Source organism: Solidesulfovibrio carbinoliphilus subsp. oakridgensis, assembly GCF_000177215.2.
Classification (GTDB): Bacteria; Desulfobacterota; Desulfovibrionia; order Desulfovibrionales; family Desulfovibrionaceae; genus Solidesulfovibrio; species Solidesulfovibrio carbinoliphilus.
The window spans coordinates 3,809,652-3,826,646 of record NZ_CM001368.1 but is presented as its reverse complement, the minus strand read 5'-3'; the positions used below and the strand labels follow the sequence as shown (position 1 = coordinate 3,826,646).

Here is a 16,995-nt window from a genome sequence, read left to right as displayed (position 1 = left end):
CATGACACATTCCTTCGGCACCACGCCAAAGGCCGACAACCCGGCCCGCGACATCACCTTGGCCAACGGGATCCTGACCCTGACCCTGTCCGGGGTCTGGCGTCTGGACCGGCCGTTCCCGCCGCTGGCTCCGGTGAAAGACGCCCTGGCCACGTCGCCCGCGCCGCGAAAGCTCGTGTTCGCGGCCACGGCCGTGACCGGCTGGGACAGCCGGTTTCTGGCCGATTGCCGGGCTGTCCTGGTCCTGGCCCGGGAACGCGGCGTGGAAGTGGAGGTTTCGGGCCTGCCTGAGGGCGCGGCCTCCCTGCTCGACCTGGCCGCCAAAGTGCCCGAACGGCAAGGCGCGGCCCGAAAGACCAGCCATGCCGCGTTTTTGGAAAGCATGGGCGACCTGGGGCTCGGTTTCGCCCAGGGCGTGGTCAACCTCCTGGAATTCCTGGGCGAGGTCACCCTGGCCTGCCTGGCCCTCCTGCGGGGACGCGCGGTCTTTCAGCGCTCCAACCTCGTCACCCTCATCTACCAGGCCGGGGTCGAGGCCCTGCCCATCGTCTCGCTCATAAGCCTCCTCGTCGGGCTCATCCTGGCCTTTGTCGGCGCCATCCAGCTGTCGCAGTTCGGGGCCCAGATCTACGTCTCCACCATCGTCGGCATCGCCATGGTCCGGGTCATGGGCGCGATCATGACCGGCATCATCATGGCCGGCCGCACCGGCGCGGCCTACGCCGCCGAGCTCGGCACCATGCAGGTCAACGAGGAGATCGACGCGCTCAAGACCTTCGGCTTCTCCCCGACCCAGTTCCTGGTCCTGCCGCGCATGATCGCCCTTGTGCTCATGCTGCCGCTTTTGTGCGTCTACGCCGACCTCATGGGCATCTTGGGCGGATTCATCGTCGGGGTCTTCATGCTCCACATCAACCCCATCCAGTACCTGACCCACACCTGGCAATCGGTCCCGCTGGCCAATTTCTGGATCGGGCTGGTCCACAGCACGGTCTTCGGCGTGCTCGTGGCCATGGCCGGCTGCTACCGGGGCATGCGCTGCGGCAGAAGCGCCCTGGCCGTGGGCCAGGCCGCCACCTCGGCCGTGGTCACCGGCATCCTGGCCATCATCATCGCCACGGCCATCATCACCGTGGCCTGCAACATCATCGGCGTGTGAGGCCCCCGTGGACGTCCAGGCACCCGCTTCCGAGCAAAACGCGCCCGCCATCCGCGTCGAAGGCCTGACCATGGCCTACGGCGACTTCGTCATCATGCGCGACCTCGATTTCACGGTGAACAGGGGCGACATCTTCATCATCATGGGCGGCAGCGGTTGCGGCAAGTCCACCCTGCTGCGGGTCCTGGTCGGCCTCAAGGAGCCGGCAGCCGGCAAGGTCCTCTACCAGGAGGGCAGCCTCTGGGACGCGACCCCGGAAAAACGCCACGCCATCCTGCGCCGCACCGGCATCCTCTACCAGAGCGGGGCCCTGTTCAGCTCCATGACCCTGGCCGAGAACATCTCCCTGCCGCTGTCCCAGTACACGCCGCTTAAGCCGAAAGAAATCCGCGAACTGGCTTCGCTCAAGCTCGCCTTGGTCGGCCTGGCCGGATTCGAGGACTTCTATCCCTCGGAAATAAGCGGCGGCATGGCCAAGCGGGCCGGCCTGGCCCGGGCCATGGCCCTTGATCCGGACATCCTCTTTTTCGACGAGCCCTCGGCCGGCCTCGACCCCATAAGCGCCCACCTGCTCGACGAACTGATTCTCGAACTGCGCGACAGCCTGAAAGCCACTTTCGTGGTCGTCACCCACGAGCTGGCCAGCATCTTCGCCATCGGCAACAACTCCGTCTTTTTAAACGTCGACACCCGGACCATGAGCGCGAGCGGAAACCCCAACGAACTGCTCGCCCATTCCACGGACCAGGGCCTTCGCCACTTCCTCACCCGGGGCAAGGAATAGCCCGACATGCGCGGCACCGGAAAAAAGGACCCTCCATGAGCGCCAAAACCAACAAAACCATGATCGGCGCCTTTGTTCTCGGCGCGCTGGTCCTGGCCGTGGGAGCCATCGTGGCCCTCGGCTCGGGCATGTTTTTCACCAAGAAATTCCACTGCATCATGTTTTTCCCCAACTCCGTCAGCGGCCTCGAGGTCGGGGCGCCCGTTGTCTTTCGCGGCGTGCCCATCGGCTCGGTCACGGAGATCAGCATCGAGGCCGACGCCTCGCGCCTGCACTTCTACATCCCGGTGGTGATCGAAATCCTCGACGGCAAGATCACGCTGGCCTCGGACAAGCAGAAGAAATCCAAGGAAACCCTGGTCCAGGTCCGCAAGGAAAGCCCGGACGACCTGCTGACCCAGCTCATCGACAAGGGCCTGCGGGCCCAGCTCGTCACCCAGAGCTTCGTCACCGGCCAGCTCGCCGTCTCCCTGGACCTCATGCCCGACACGCCCGTGCGCCTGGTCGGAGAATCCAATCTGCCGGAAATCCCGACCGTGCCCTCCACCTTCGAAAAGCTGACCGAAACCATCAAGCAGCTGCCGCTCCAGGAACTGGTCGACCGGCTGATCGGCGCGGTCACCGGCATCGAAAAGCTCGTCAACTCGCCGGAACTGGCCCGCATGCCCGGCAAGATCGACTCCGCCCTCAATACCGGCACCGACCTCCTGAACGAGATCAAGAGCAAGGTCGCGCCCCTGGCCCAGAACCTCGACGAGGCCGTGCAGAACTACTCCGAACTGGCCAAGCACCTCGACCGCCGCACCGAGGGCATCAGCTCCTCGGCCAAGGGCGCCCTGGACTCCTTTGACCTCACCCTCAAGGACAGCCGGGTGGCCATCGGCAACTTCCAGAAAATCGTCAACTCCAACTCCCCGACCGTCACGGACCTCAACCGGGCCCTCGGCGAAATCGCCAACGCCGCCCGGGCCATCCGCGAACTTTCGAGCTACCTCGAGCGCCACCCCGAAGCGCTCATCCAGGGCAAGGGAGGCCCCCAGCGATGAAAACCGCACCCCGTTTCCTCGCCGCCTGCATCGCCGCGGCGGCCTGCAGCCTGCCGCTCCTGGCCGGGTGCGGCAAATCCGCGCCCACCCATTTCTATTCCTTGAGCGCCCCGCCGCCCAAAACCGCCGAGGCTCCGGCCGGACCCTGCCTGTCGCTCGGCATCGGACCGGTCGACTTCCCGGCCTACCTCGACCGGTCCCAGATCGTCACCCGCCTCGGCCAGAACCAGATGCATCTGGCCGACTTCGAGCAGTGGATCGAACCGTTGCGCGAGAATTTCCAGCGCGCCCTGACCGATAACCTGGCCGCCCTGGTCTGCGCCAAGCCGCTTGTCACCTACCCCTGGCCCGCCGGCGGACACCCCGACCGGCAGGTCGTCATCCAGGTGGCCAGCTTCGACGGCAGCCTCGGCCAGGAAGCCTGGCTCAAAGCCAGCTGGTCCGTCCTCGACGCTGACGGCAAGTCGCTCACCTGGCGCACCGCCGAATACCGCGAAGCCGCCGCCGGCCCCGACTACGCCGCCCTGGCCGCCGCCCAGAGCCGGCTCGTGGAGAAATTCGCCAAGGACGTCGCCGAGTCGTTGCGCGCGCAGTAGCCAATGCCTCCGGCGGCCAGGAGAGGCTCTGCCCCTCCTGGACCTCTCCGCCGGGGGGGATCATCCCCCCCGGAACCCCCGAACGGGGTGGGCGGGGGATGGGGAAGCGGGTGCGGGGTTGGTCGTGGCCGGGTGTGCGACGTGTGGCCCGTCGCCCGGGGGACCGGGCGAGTTTGGACGTTGCCGTCTCCTCCCCCGCATGCCCCTTTCGGGGGGTCCGGGGGGCGTGACGCCCCCCGGCCGCTGGAGGCCTCTTCGCTTCTCTCTCCTCGCCCCCTCTCCTTAAAAGAACAGGTCCCTCCTGCCGCATTCGATGTCATGGAGCCGTTCGATGGTCAGGTCGCGGATGCCTTCCTTGGGGATGGTCTCCAGGGCTTCCGCAATGCGCTTCTCGCCCACGGCCTTGGTGGCCGGGTCGGCGTAGTCGATCAGGTATTCCTTGAAGGTCAACAGGGCGTTGGGCAGGCAGACGTTCTGGATGGTGCCGTCCTTGGCCAGGCTCATGAAGCGGTCGCCGGTGCGGCCCTGGCGGTAGCAGGCGGTGCAGTAGCTCGGGACGTAGCCGCGCTGGCAGAGCATGCGGATGATTTCGTTGGGCGAGCGCTGGTCGCTCGGTTCGAACTGCTGGCCGTTGTTGGTGTTGCTGGTCGATTCGTGCTCCTCGTGGACCTTCTGGTAGCCGCCGACGCCGGTGCAGGAGCCGGCGCTGATCTGGGAGATGCCGCAGTCGATGAGCGTGTCGCGGAAGTCCGGGTCTTCGCGGGTGGAAAGGATCATGCCGGTGTAGGGCACGGCCAGCCGGATGGTGGCGATGATCTTTTTGAAGGCCTCGTCCGGGACCAGATAGGGGAAGGTGTCGAGGCTGACGGCCCCGGCCGGGCGCATGCGCGGCACGGAGATGGTGTGGGGGCCGACGCCGAAGGTTTTCTCCAGGTGTTCGGCATGGAGGAACATGGCCACGGTCTCGTATTTCCAGTCGTAGAGGCCGTAGAGGACGCCGATGCCCACGTCGTCGATGCCGGCTTTCATGGCCCGGTCCATGGCGGTGGTGTGCCAGTTGTAGTCGTGCTTGGGTCCGGACGGGTGGAGCTTGGCGTACATGTCGCGCTTGTAGGTTTCCTGGAAGAGGATGTAGGTGCCGATGCCCACGTCCTTGAGCTTTTTGTAGTCTTCGATGGTGGTGGCGGCGATGTTGACGTTGGCCCGACGGATGGAACCGTTGCCGTCCTTGACGCTGTAGATGGCCCGGATGGCGTCGGTGACGTATTCGATGGGGCAGTTGACGGGATCTTCGCCGGCTTCCACGGCCAGGCGCTTGTGCCCAAGCGATTCCAGTATCTCGATTTCGTGCCGGATCTCGTCCATGGTCAGACGTTTGCGAAGCTGCTCCTTGTTGCTGCGCTTGTAGCCGCAGTAGACGCAGTTGTTGACGCAAAAGCTCGACAGGTAAAGCGGCGCGAAAAGGACGATCCGTTTGCCGTAGATGGCCTCCTTGACCCGCCGGGCGGCGGCGTACATGGCTTCGAGGAGCGCGGGATCCTCGACTTCGAGGAGCACGGCCACTTCCTCGGCGGTAAGGCCCTTGTATTCGAGGGCCTTGGCGATGATGCCGGATACGGTGTCGGCGTCGCCGGCCTTGGCCTTGGCCGTGGCCAGGGCGGCGGCAATGCGGGCATCGTCTATGAACGCGTCGGTTGTTCGCTGGATATCGTCAATCATGGTCTTGCTCCTTCTGCAAGGTCTTGGTCGTGAGCGCGGATTTGACCGTCACTCCGGGAATATTCCCAAGCCTTCCGGTTAACGAACCGATCTCATCGGTTGTGCCCTCGATAATGAGCGACACCACGCCGACCTGGTATTCCGGCCGGGGGATGCCCATGCGGCCGAGCACGATGTCCCCGTGCTGGCTGATGATGGCATTGACCTTCTCGGAAACGAGCCTGGGCTCTTCGATCACGATGCCGATCACGCCGATGCGCCTGTTCATGGATGCCGCTCCTTGGCCATAAAAAAAGCCCCCTCGCGTCCAAGGCGCAAGAAGGCATGGCGGGTGTCGTTGTACATGGCCTCATCCTCGGCGCGGGGGCGGCCCCTTGCCAGCAGACTTCGGGAGATTCGTTTTCGCCTTCACGTCAGGACGGGTCCCACCGTGGCAGCGGTCAAACCATAGGCCCTTTTCCGGCCTCCCGCCAGTTTTTCGCATAAAAATTTTTTATCATACTGTATTTATTAATTTTTAAATAAAAACATTCCGGCTGTCCGCCTCCGGCGCGGACAAGGCCCGACTTGGGATACCGGCGCCGGCATGGCTGGCCCGGCGTGGGACGCAGTGCGCGCCCGGCCGCCCAAGGATTCCGGCCCGGGCCAAAGGCGGCGGGCTGTCGGGCCACCCGGCCTGTTGCCGGACTCCGGGCACAAGGGATGCGGTCCGGCGGACTGGCCGCGACAGCCGGGCGCCTTGTTGCGGCTGGGGGCGGAATGCCGTAGCGTGCCTGGACGACGCGTGTCGCGAAGCTGCATCTTGTTCACGCACACACCATGAGTCACACCTTTTTATTGCCTGCCGCTGGGCTCCGCCCATGAACCGTCCTTCCGCACTGATGGACGGCGATCCTCCGACCGCCGCCGCGCCGCCGCCTTCCCGGCGACGCCGTTTGCTCCTGGCCGAGGACTCCGAATCCAACCGCGCCCTGATCGGGCTCTTCTTGAAAAACGAACCCTACGACATCGCCATGGCCGGTACGGGCCGGGAGGCGGTGGCCCTTTTCGCGGCCGGTCCCTTCGATCTGGTCCTCATGGACATGGAGATGCCCGAGATGGACGGCTACGCGGCCACCGAAGCCATCCGCCGCCTGGAAGCGGCGACCGGCGCGGCCCCGACGCCCGTGCTCATGCTCTCGGCCCACACCTTCCGGGAGTACGAGGCACGCGGCCGCCGGGCCGGGTGCGACGGCTTCCTGGCCAAGCCCATCAACAAGGCCACGCTCGTGCGGATCCTGGCCGACCTCCTAGCCGCCCGCCCGCCGGCCGGACCCGGCCGCGGCTGACCGGCGACGGCTGTCCATGACGGCCCCAGCCTCTCCGCAGTTGTCCGCCTTTGGCCGCACCGTGGCCTCCGACCGCCTCCCGCCCTCGACCGAGTTTCCCCTCCTTTGCCCGCATTTGGCCGCCCCGCCCGCTCCGGCGGCAGCCCCTCTCTCTGCCCGCTTGAACGCAACAGGCCGCCCAACCGCCGTGCGGCTCCCCCGAACGCAAAAACGGCCGGGACGGTGGCGCCGTCCCGGCCGGATACTCGCAATCGCTTCTTCCCCGCACCACGCTCCCGGCTCCGGCCGAGGGGGTCCGGGGGGGACATGGTTCCATGCTCCCCCGGCGGGGTTCGGGGCAGCGCCCCGATTTCTTCTCTTCCGTCCCGCTATTCCGGGACCGCTTCCAGCACCTTTTCGCCGTAGGCGTCGGTGACGGTCTTGTCCACGGCCAGGAGTTCCCGCCAGCGAAGGACCGTGCCGACGATGACGAAGGCCATGAGCACGAGGACGATCACGGCCAGCGAGGCCAGCAGGTAGAGCCCCTTGGGCAGGTAGTTGTCCATGATCTGCAGGTACCCGGCCCAGACCGTGATGCCGACCATGGCCAGACCCGGCACGGCCGTCATCCAGGCGTAGCGGGCCCGGCCCATGCGGATGATCATGGTGGTGCCGATCAAAAGGCCGACGGCGGCCAAAAGCTGGTTGGACATGCCGAAAAGCGGCCAGATGGTCGAGATGTCGCCGGTGTAGACCAGGTAGCCCCAGGCGAAGGTGAAGATGGCCGAGGTGGAGAGGATGCCCGGCATCCAGTGCTTTTCCTGGAACTTGGGGATGACCTGTCCGATCATCTCCTGGAGGAAGAACCGGCCGACGCGGGTGCCGGTGTCCACGGCCGTCAGGATGAAGACGGCCTCGAACATGATGGCGAAATGGTACCAGTAGTCCATGAGGTGGCTCATGAACGGGATCGACGAGAAGATGTGGGCCATGCCGACGGCCAGCGACACCGCGCCGCCGGGCCGGCCCTGGATGTTCTCGCCGACGGCGGCGGCCAGGGCGTTTAAGTCCACGGTCTGCATGCCGAGCTTGGCGAAGACGGCCGGGGCGGCGTTGATGGCGAAGTAGTCGGCCGGGACCAGGACGCAGGCGGCAATCAGCGCCATCATGGCCACGAAGCCTTCGACCAGCATGGCCCCGAAGCCGACGAAGAGCAGGTTGTGCTCGCTGTCGAGCATCTTCGGCGTGGTGCCGGTGCCGATGATGGCGTGGAACCCGGACAGGGCGCCGCAGGCGATGGTGATGAAAAGGAACGGGAAGACCGCGCCGCCGATGATGGGGCCGCCGCCGTGGACGAACTGGGTCAGGGCCGGCATTTGCAGGTCGGGATGGACCCAGAAGATGCCGATGGTCAGCATGGCGATGGTGCCGATCTTGAGATAGGTCGACAGGTAGTCGCGCGGACACAAAAGCAGCCAGACCGGCAGGACCGAGGCCAAAAACCCGTACACGGGGATGGTCAGCGCGATGGTCGGGCGCGACATGTTGAAAAGCGGGGCGAAGGTCGGGCTCTTGGCGATGTAGGGGCCGACCAGGATGGCCGCGGCCAGGAGCGCCACGCCGATGATCGAGGCCCCGAGCACGTCGCCGTCGCGCCACTTGTGGAGGTAGACGCCCATAACAAGCGCGATGGGGATGGTGGCGAAAACCGTGAACGTGCCCCAGGCGCTGTCGTGCATGGCGTTGACCACGGCGATGGAAAGTCCCGCGAGCGTCAGGATGAGGATGAAGAGCACGGCCACCGAGGCCACGGCGCCGGTGGTCTTGCCGACCTCCCGGGTGGCGATGTAGGCCAGCGACCGGCCCTTGTGGCGCACCGAGGCGAAGAGCACCACCGTGTCGTGGACGCAGCCGGCCAGCACGCAGCCGATGAGGATCCAAAGCGTCCCGGGCAGGTAGCCGAACTGGGCGGACAAGACCGGCCCAAGGAGCGGTCCGGCCGCGGCGATGGCCGCGAAGTGGTGGCCGAAAAGCACGTATTTGTTGGTTTTGACGTAGTCGTGCCCGTCCGCCATCTTCACCGCCGGGGTCAGGCGGGCGTCGTTCACGCCAAGCACCTTTTGGGCGAAGAACAGCCCGTAGAAACGGTACCCGATGGCGAAGATGCATAGGGCGGCAAAGACCAGGGTCAGGGCGTTCATGCCAGCCTCCCGTGTTTGGCCGGGGGGAAGATCCGCCCGGCCGGTTGCCGATTGCGATTCCGGCCTGCCACGGGAACGGGCGGGCCACAATGGGGCTGGCGTCAAAGGGATGTTTTGGGGGCCAAAAGGCCTTTTTCAGGGGCTGACGGACACGGCCGGCCGGGAGCCCGAGGCGGGCGGCACCAGGAAGGAAATCCGGCTGCCCCGGCCGGGCGCGGAGTCGATGCAAAGGCCGTACTGCGGGCCGAAGAGCTGGACCAGCCGCTGGTTGGAATTGCGGGCCCCGATGCCCTCGCTCATGGACTCGACCGTGGCCGGCGACAGGATGACGCCGACGACCTCCGGAGCCATGCCGAGGCCGTCGTCCTCCACCTCCACGCGCAGATGCCCGTTTTCCCGCCTCGCCGCCACCCGGACCCGGCCCCCCTCCTCCCGGCCCTGAAGACCGTGACGGACGCTGTTTTCCACCAGGGGCTGGATAAGAAGCGGCGGCACGAGCCAGTCGCCGCAGCCGTCCTCCAGGTCGATCTCGCTTCGGATCCGTTCGCCGAACCGGGCCTGCTCGATGGAGAGGTACGAGCGGACCTGCTCCATCTCCTCGGACAAGCGCACGAGGCCCCGGGAACTGTCGAGGTTTCGGCGCATGTAGCGGGCCAGATCGAGCAGCAGCTCCCGGGCCTGGGCCGGGGCGGTGCGGCAGAAGGAGGCGATGGTGTTTAACGAATTGAACAGGAAATGGGGGTTGATCTGGGCCTGGAGCCGCCGGATCTCGGCATGGGCCAGGAGCTGGTTGGTGATGCCGATGTCCTCCAGTTCGAGCTGGGTGGAGAAAAGGTCGGCCAGCCCCTTGGCCAGTTCGAACAGCGGCTGGGTCAGCGGCCGGTCCTTGGTGCCGTAGATCTTGAGGCAGCCCCGGATGGCCGCGCCCTTGCGCAGCGGCACGATGATGGCCTCGCGAAGGGCGCAGTCGGGCTTGGAGCAGCCGATGCTGCCCGGGTCGCGCAGGAAAAGGGCCGTCCCGCTCTCGAAGGCCAGACGGGTACCCCGGGTCCGCCAGGGCTGGCCGGCCTGGTGATGGTCCTCCCCGGCCCCGACATGGGCCAGGATGGTGGTGGCGTCGGTCACGGCCACGGCCGCCACCCCGGTCTCGGCCAGGATGATGCCGGCCGTGGCCCGGGCCGACAGGGCGGTCAGCCCGGCCCGCAGGTGGGGCACGGTCTGGCTGGCGATGGACAGGATGCGCCGGGCTTCGGACGAGTCGCGCTGGTCGCGCAGCGTCCGCTGCAGGCGCAGGGCCTTGACGAAGATGGCCGCGCCCATGGCGTTGATGACGATCATGGGCGCGCCGATGAGCCCGACCAGGTCCACGGCCTCGTCAAAAGGCCGGGACAGGGCCAGGACCAGGCCCATGTGCACGGTCTCGCCGGCCATGCCGAGGGCCATGGCCACGCCCCAGTCCAGGGACTGGCCCGGAAACCGCCGGGCGACCAGCCCCGCCGCCGTGCCTTCCAGAAAGGTGGCCAGGGCGCAGGGCACGGCGCTAAATCCCCCCACGTCGATCAGGTAGCGGTGGCCGCCGGCGATGAGCCCGGCCCCGATGCCGACCGCCGGCCCGCCGAAAAGCCCGGCCGTAATGACGCCGATGGCCCGCAGGTTGGCGTAGGAATGGAAGACGTAGTTGCCGGTGTAGGTGCCGAGGATGCCGAAGAGGCCGAAAAGGATGGTCACGGCCACGGTGGTCCAGACCGGCCGCTGCCGGCCCATGTCCATGCGCTCGAAGGGGGCCAGCGTCATGATGGCGAAGCCGCCGGCCAAAAGCAGCCCGAACCGCTGGGACAGGTTGACGAAGAGTTCCGGAACGGCCGGGATAAAAAGCCCGAGGTCCATCACGCCCTCCTCACAGCCCGAGCCGGTCCTTGAACTCCCGGACCCGGTTGCGGCTGACCGTGACCTCGGTGCGGTCCCGGTCGTCCATGACCAGCAGGTACTTGCCGCCGACCCAGGGCGAAAGCTCGGCGATCCGCTCCAGGTTGACGAGAACGGCCCGGTTGGCCCGGAAAAACGGCTGCCCGGCCAGACGCTCCTCGGCCCGGGTCAGGCTCGGCAGGCCGTGGCACGGCAGCCGGCCCTGGTCGGTCACGGCCGAAACGCCCCTGTCGTCGGCCTCGATCAGAAGGACCTCTCCGGCCGGCACCAGGGCGATGCGGCCGTGGCGTTCCACCGCCACCCGGGCCGGCTGGCCCCCCCGGCCAAGGCCGGCCAGGAGCGTGCCCAGGGCGTCGGGAATCCCGCCCCGCCCTTCGGCCAGCCGGCGGCGGGCCCGGTCGAGGCTTACGGCCAGCCGCTCCGGGGACACGGGCTTGAGCAGATAATCCACGGCGTTTTGCTCGAAGGCGGCGATGGCGTACTGGTCGTAGGCGGTGACGAAAATGAAAAGCGGCACATGGGCCAAGGCCGTGGCCTGCCCAAGGACCGCGAAGCCGTCGGCGCCGGGCATGCGGATGTCGAGCAGGACCAGGTCCGGTTTCTCGGCCTCCATGGCGGCCAGGGCGCGGGTGGCGCAGTCGGCCTGCCCGGCCTCGATGTCGGGATGGGCGCGCAGGAGATAGGCCAGCTCGTCGCGAGCCGGCTTCTCGTCGTCGACGATCAGGGCGCGAAGGACCATGGCCGAGTCCTAGCCCGCCCGTCCCGGCCTGTAAAGCGCCGGCCGCTTAGTCTTTTTGCGTGGGGTCGCCGGTGGTGGCCGGCGACCAGACCGGCGTGGCCACCGTGTCCGACCGGCGCAGGTCGCAGGGGTCGGCATCGCAGACCGGGCACCGGACATTGCTGCACGGATCGGCATGGATCATGACGTCGGCCGAGGCCCCGAGCCGCGACCGCACCAGCGCCTCCATGGCCTCGACCTGCCCGTGGGCCTCGGCCAGGGACATGTCGCGCGGCAAAATGAGGTGCAGGTCCACGTGGATCTGCCGGCCGGCCTTGATGACCCGCAGCCGGTGGATGTCGATCCAGGACGGATGGCGGTTTTCCCGCAGCACGGCGCAGATGGCCTCCAAAAGGGCCGGGTCCGACTCGATCATGAACCCGGACACCGACCGGCGCACCAGCCCCACCCCGGCCCAGGCGATGTTGACCCCGACCAGACAGGCGACCAGCCCGTCGAGCCACAGCCAGCCCGTGGCCCAGACGAGGCCGAGCCCGACGAAGACGCCGGCCGAGGTCCAGACGTCGGTCAGCACGTGCCGGCCGTCGGCTTCAAGCGTCAGCGAGCCGGACCGCCGGCCCTGGCGCAAAAGCCGCAGCCCCAGCCACAGGTTGGCCGCCCCGGCCCCGACCAGCAGGGCCAGGCCGGCGCCGAGATGCGGCATGGCCTCGGGATGGAAGATCTTGTCCCAGGACTCCCAGAAGATGCCGATGGAGGCGAGCAGGATCAGCGTCCCTTCCAGCCAGGCCGCGTAATACTCGATGTTGCCGTGGCCGTAGGGATGGCGCTCGTCCGGCGGCGTCTCGGCCACGGACACGCTTACGACCGCGAATCCGGCCGCCACCACGTTGATGATGGACTCGAGCGCGTCGGACAGGATGGCCGCCGAACCGGTGAGAAACCAGGCCAGTCCCTTGACGCCAAGTAGCACCACGGCCACGGCCAGGGACAACCGGGCCGCCCGGACTTCGGGCGAGGCTTTTTTCCGTGTGGAGTCTGTCTGCATGGCGCGCCTGTCGCCCGTCGGGGCGGTCGGTGTCAATGGGAAAGAAAGAAAACGCCGGCCCGTTGCCGTTTCCCGCTCACTCCAGGCTGTAGCGCTTGAGCTTTCGCCACAACGACACCCGGTCGATGCCAAGGACCCGGGCGGCCTTGGACTTGTTGCCCTCGACCTCTTCGAGCACGTCGCGGATGTAGGCCTTTTCGTGCTCCTCCAGGGTGGGCCAGCTCTTGCGGGTGCCGCGCGTCGGGCGCACACGCTGGTCGCGCAGGTCGGCCAGCAGATGCCGGGACTCGATCACGTCCCCGTCGCACACGGCCAGGGCCTTTTGCACGATGTTTTCGAGTTCCCGGACGTTGCCCGGGTATTCGTAGAGAAGGAGGCTGTCGAGGACCTCGGGCGAAAGCCGGACGTTGCGGCCGGCCTCGGAGGCGTGGCGGGCCAGGAAGTGGCGGGCCAGGAGCGGGATGTCCTCCCGGCGCTCGGACAGGGGGGGGACGTGCAGGGTGATGACGTCCAGGCGGTAGAAGAGGTCCTGGCGAAAGGCCCCGGCCTCGGCCTCTTTTTTCAGGTCCTTGTTGGTGGCCGACAGGACCCGGGCGTCCATGGGGGCCTCCTCGGTGCCGCCGACCCGCAAAAACGTCCGCTCCTGGAGGACGCGCAGGAGCTTGACCTGCATGGACAGCGGCAATTCGCCGATCTCGTCCAGGAAAAGCGTGCCCCCGGCCGCGGCCTCGATCAGGCCCTTGCGCCTGGCCCCGGCCCCGGTGAAGGCCTCGCGCTCGTGGCCAAAGAGTTCGTTGCTGATGAGCTCCTCGGAAAACGCGCCGCAGTTGACGGCCATGAACCGGCCCCTGGCCCGGGCGGAGAGGTCGTGAATGGTCCGGGCCACCAGCTCCTTGCCTGTGCCGGTCTCGCCGGTGACGAGCACGTTGCACTCGAGCCGGGCCACCTGGACGATGGATTCGCGAAGGGCCTCCATGGTGGCGCTCTGGCCGATCAGGCGCGACAGGCCCGAGGCCGGATCGGCCCGGCGGCGCAGGCTGGCCAGCTCCCGGCGCATGGCGTTTTTCTCGAGCGCCTTGGCCGTCTGGGCCAGGACCTCCTCCACATGCACCGGCTTGGCCACGTAGGTGAAGGCCCCAAGGCCCATGGCCGCCACAGCCGTGTCCACGGCGGCATGGCCCGTGACCACGATGACCTCCACCTCCGGGAACCGGCGCTTGAGCCCGGCCAAGAGCTCCAGGCCGTCCATGCCGGGCATGCGCAGGTCGGTCAAGACCAGATCGAAGGGCTCCTCGGCCAGGGCGGCCAGGGCCTCGCGGCCGTCGGCCGCGGCGCTCGCCCGGTGGCCGGCCCGGGTCAGGACGTGGACGAGATTTTCCCGGGCAATGGCCTCGTCGTCCACGACCAGGATGCGGGCCCGGCTCATGGGGTGGCGTCCATCTTGGGCCCGGTCCGCTCGGTCAGGGGCAGGCGGATGTGAAACGCGGCCCCCTGGCCGGGTTCGCTCTCCACGGTGACGGAGCCGGCGTGCTTTTCCACGATGCCGTAGACGATGGAAAGCCCGAGCCCCGTGCCCTTGCCCTCTTCCTTGGTGGTGTAGAAGGGATCGAAGATGCGGCCCCGGATGTCGGCCGGGATGCCGGGGCCGGTGTCGGACACGGTGATGACGGCCTCGTCGGCGTCCGGATCGCGCCGGGCGGCAAGCCGCACCTCGCCCTGGCCGCCGACGGCCTGGATGGCGTTTATGAGCAGGTTCAAAAGCGCTTCCTGGAGCCTCGAGGCGTCGGCCGGCACGGACAGGTCTTCCGGCACGTCGAGAGCCAGGCGCACGCCCGAGGAGGCCTGGCTCGACACCAGCCGCACGGTGCGCCGGGCCAGCTCGGCCAGGGAGACGAGGCGCAGGGAGAATTCCCGGACCCGGGAAAATTCCAGGAGCCCCTGGACGATGTCCCGGGCCCGCAGGGTTTCCTGGTGGATGTTGCCAAGGAGCTTTTTCAAGAAGGCCGGATCGGCGGTCTCCAGCTCCTCCAGGGCGATCTGGCTGGAGGTCGAGATGTTGTTAAGCGGATTGTTGAGCTGGTGGGCCACGCCGGCGGTCAGGGTGCCGATGGAGGAGAGTTTTTTGGACTGCACCAGCTGGTCCTGCCGGCGTTCGATCTCGGCCACCATCCTGTTTATGGCCGCCATGACCTGCTCGATCTCGTCGCTGGTGTTGGCGACCGGGATCTCCTTGAACCGGCCCCGGGCGATGTCCAGGGTGGCGGCCCGAATGACGCCGAGCGGCTTGAAGATCTTTCGAAACATCAAAAGCGGCAGGGCGACGCCGAGGGCCGCGGCCACGGCCACGGCCCCCAAAAGCTGGATGCCGAGCAACCGCAGCAGGTCGCGAATGCGGTTGCGCTCGAAATCGACCACCCCGTCGGCGGCGTCGGCCAGCCCCTTGCCGATCTCCCGCAGCCGCAGGGCCGCCTCGCCGTCCCGGGCGTCCTGGCCGCCCCCGGCCGCAGCCAGGTCGTCCAGGGCCTTCTGGTAGTCGCGCAAGAGCCCGTCCAGGGCGTCGAGCTGGGGCGAGACCTTGAGGTCGCGGACTTCGGCCGTCAGCACGGCCAGGGTCTGAAAAGACGTTTCAAGGTAGCGCCGGTCCTCTTCCAGATCCTCGGGCAGGCCGTAGAGGAGGTAGTTCTTCTCGTAGCGCCGCACTTCCAGGATGGTGTTGGCGATGACGTGCCCGAGGCGCATGAATTCGAGCTTGTCCTCCATGGTCCGCAGGTCCTCGTAGGAGATGAGGGCCATGGCTCCGATGCCAAGGACATAGAGAACCAAAATGGCGACAATCTTCTGGCGAAGGCTCAAGGAAGCGGAGGCGAAGTGGGCCATGGAGACTCCCGGCTGGGCGGATTGGGCGGCAGGGCCGGGAGTCTTCTTTACACCGGGCCGGTCACGGGAACAAGGGGCGCACAAAGAGCCGCCCCACGCAGGCGCGGCTCTCCTTCCCTGATCCTGTGGACCGGATACGGTCTTGTCCTGTTCCGGCCGGTTTTGGCCGCCGGCCGGAACAGGGCGTCGGAAACACGAACCGTTGCCGCCCGCCTAGGCGAGAAGTGTCGCGGCCTCGGCCGCGATGGCGGCGATGGCGAGCCCCCGGGGGCAGGCGGCCTCGGCCCGGGAGAAGTCGAGCGAACCCGGAGCCTCGCGCAGGGCGGCCGGCAGGCTGGCGTAGAGCTCCCGGGCAAGCTGGGTTTCGCCGTAGTCCTTGTAGTACATCATGGCCCGCATGACGTCGGCCACGGGCAGCACCCCGCCCATGGCCGGGCCGCAGACCGAGGCGCAGCCGGCGCAGTAGTCGCTCTTGGTGGCCTCGGCAAAGCGGGTCAAGGTCTCGAAGTCCTCCCGGGCCAGGGCCGTCACGTCCCGGGCCGCGGCCACGTTGGCGGCCAGGATGGTCAGGTTCGGCATCTGGGAACAGACCGAGGCGATGTCCGGATTGGCCCAGACGGCCTTGAGCTTGGCCTGCTTGTCGGTGAACCCCTTTTCCAGGAACCGGCCGGCCATGTCGAGCTCGGCCTGGCTGCCGGATTTGACCGGGCCGCCGCCTTGCGTCTTCATGGCCACCAGCCCGATGCCGGCCTTGACGCAGGCGGCCAGGGCCTCCTGCATTTTCGGCTCGTGCATGAGCCGGAAGTTGTAGGACACCATGGCGGCGTCGATCCAGTCGAGCTTGGCCGCGCCAAGCAGGCAGTCCTCCATGTTGTTGTGGGTGCTGAAGCCGATGCACTTGATCTTGCCGGCTTTTTTCTTGGCTTCGGCCCAGTCCCGGGCGTGGCCGTCCATTTCGCTTATGCTTGAGATGCCGTGCAGGTAGAAGAGGTCCACGTAGTCGGTCTTGAGGCGCGACAGGGCCGCGTCCAGGCGCTCGTCGAACCTGCCCTCCTTGGGCACGACCTTGGTGGTGACCACGATCTGTTTGCGGGCCTCGGGGTTTCTGGCGAAAAAGCGGCCGTAGCCCTCTTCGGACAGGCCGTTGCCGTAGGCTTCGGCCGTGTCCCAGAAGTTGATGCCCCAGGCGAGGGCCTGCTTGAGCAGGAGCTGGTTGTTTATGGTGTCGAACATGCCGCCGAGGTTCAGGATCGAGACCTCAAGCCCGGTCTTGCCGAGGGTGCGCCGGGGCATGACGCCCGGCGCGTCCTTGGCCGGCTCGCCGGCGGCGGCCCGGATCGGGGCCGGCAGGCCGAGCCCGGCCACGGCCAGGCCGCCCAGGCCCAGGGTCTTCATGAGAGTACGCCGGGAAAGGCCTGTGCGTTTTTCTTCCGCCATAACCGTTCTCCTTGGACTGCCGTCCGGTGTGATGTGCGTTTGACAGCAGGTTTTTTATGCCGTCGGCGACCAAAGGGCTTGGCCCTTTGGAAACCCTTTTCTTGTCCTCGCCGCGCTTCTCCGTGGCACGGCAGCCAAGTGGCCCCCTCCGGGGATTCC

General features: G+C 67.3%; 14 protein-coding genes. 5 read left to right on the top strand and 9 right to left on the bottom strand.

What is annotated here, in order from left to right; translation table 11 throughout:
• The first annotated feature begins 1 nt into the window (after position 1).
• From DFW101_RS16760 to DFW101_RS16745, 4 genes are read left to right on the top strand one after another with little or no spacing between them, the layout of a single operon-like run.
• A complete protein-coding gene (locus DFW101_RS16760; protein WP_009182702.1) occupies positions 2 to 1,159 on the top strand; it encodes an MlaE family ABC transporter permease in 1,158 nt (385 codons plus the stop codon).
• 7 nt (positions 1,160 to 1,166) lie between these two features.
• Positions 1,167 to 1,943, top strand: a complete 777-nt coding sequence (locus DFW101_RS16755; RefSeq protein WP_009182701.1) for an ABC transporter ATP-binding protein — start codon at positions 1,167 to 1,169, stop codon at positions 1,941 to 1,943.
• A gap of 35 nt (positions 1,944 to 1,978) precedes the next feature.
• Positions 1,979 to 2,989: an MlaD family protein gene (locus DFW101_RS16750; RefSeq protein ID WP_009182700.1), complete on the top strand. Its 1,011-nt coding sequence runs from the start codon at positions 1,979 to 1,981 to the stop codon at positions 2,987 to 2,989.
• Complete coding sequence (locus DFW101_RS16745; protein WP_009182699.1) at positions 2,986 to 3,585, top strand: PqiC family protein; 600 nt, start codon at positions 2,986 to 2,988, stop codon at positions 3,583 to 3,585. Before DFW101_RS16750 ends, DFW101_RS16745 begins: the two co-directional genes overlap by 4 nt.
• A 282-nt stretch (positions 3,586 to 3,867) precedes the next feature.
• Here the strand turns inward: DFW101_RS16745 and hydG are convergent, their stop codons facing one another.
• Together hydG and DFW101_RS16735 are read right to left on the bottom strand one after the other, a co-directional pair.
• Positions 3,868 to 5,304 (bottom strand): [FeFe] hydrogenase H-cluster radical SAM maturase HydG, encoded by a 1,437-nt coding sequence (gene hydG / locus DFW101_RS16740; protein WP_009182698.1) that lies wholly within the window; start codon positions 5,302 to 5,304, stop codon positions 3,868 to 3,870.
• Complete coding sequence (locus DFW101_RS16735) at positions 5,297 to 5,572, bottom strand: TM1266 family iron-only hydrogenase system putative regulator (protein WP_009182697.1); 276 nt, start codon at positions 5,570 to 5,572, stop codon at positions 5,297 to 5,299. Before DFW101_RS16735 ends, hydG begins: the two co-directional genes overlap by 8 nt.
• 592 nt (positions 5,573 to 6,164) lie before the next feature.
• On the opposite strand from DFW101_RS16735, the gene DFW101_RS16730 reads away from it, so the two are divergent.
• Entirely contained in the window at positions 6,165 to 6,632 is a 468-nt protein-coding gene (locus tag DFW101_RS16730; RefSeq protein ID WP_009182696.1) for a response regulator, read from the top strand.
• Positions 6,633 to 7,000: 368 nt separating this feature from the next.
• Here DFW101_RS16730 and DFW101_RS16725 read toward each other — a convergent pair whose 3' ends face one another.
• The 7 genes from DFW101_RS16725 to DFW101_RS16695 form a co-directional block, all read right to left on the bottom strand.
• Positions 7,001 to 8,812 carry a carbon starvation CstA family protein gene (locus DFW101_RS16725; protein WP_009182695.1) on the bottom strand — a complete coding sequence of 604 codons (1,812 nt, stop codon included), beginning with the start codon at positions 8,810 to 8,812 and terminating at the stop codon, positions 7,001 to 7,003.
• A 135-nt stretch (positions 8,813 to 8,947) separates the two neighbouring features.
• On the bottom strand, positions 8,948 to 10,699 hold the full coding sequence (locus tag DFW101_RS16720; RefSeq protein WP_009182694.1) for a LytS/YhcK type 5TM receptor domain-containing protein: 1,752 nt from the start codon (positions 10,697 to 10,699) through the stop codon (positions 8,948 to 8,950).
• Between the two features lie 10 nt (positions 10,700 to 10,709).
• Entirely contained in the window at positions 10,710 to 11,477 is a 768-nt protein-coding gene (locus DFW101_RS16715; RefSeq protein ID WP_009182693.1) for a LytR/AlgR family response regulator transcription factor, read from the bottom strand.
• A gap of 46 nt (positions 11,478 to 11,523) precedes the next feature.
• The gene (locus tag DFW101_RS16710) at positions 11,524 to 12,522 is read right to left on the bottom strand and encodes a cation diffusion facilitator family transporter (RefSeq protein ID WP_009182692.1); all 999 of its coding nucleotides are present in this window, start codon (positions 12,520 to 12,522) and stop codon (positions 11,524 to 11,526) included.
• A gap of 76 nt (positions 12,523 to 12,598) precedes the next feature.
• Entirely contained in the window at positions 12,599 to 13,948 is a 1,350-nt protein-coding gene (locus DFW101_RS16705) for a sigma-54-dependent transcriptional regulator (RefSeq protein ID WP_009182691.1), read from the bottom strand.
• Positions 13,945 to 15,399, bottom strand: coding sequence for a sensor histidine kinase (locus DFW101_RS16700; RefSeq protein WP_009182690.1), 1,455 nt, complete (start codon positions 15,397 to 15,399; stop codon positions 13,945 to 13,947). Before DFW101_RS16700 ends, DFW101_RS16705 begins: the two co-directional genes overlap by 4 nt.
• A gap of 213 nt (positions 15,400 to 15,612) precedes the next feature.
• A complete protein-coding gene (locus DFW101_RS16695) occupies positions 15,613 to 16,836 on the bottom strand; it encodes an aldo/keto reductase (protein WP_009182689.1) in 1,224 nt (407 codons plus the stop codon).
• Positions 16,837 to 16,995: the final 159 nt, after the last annotated feature.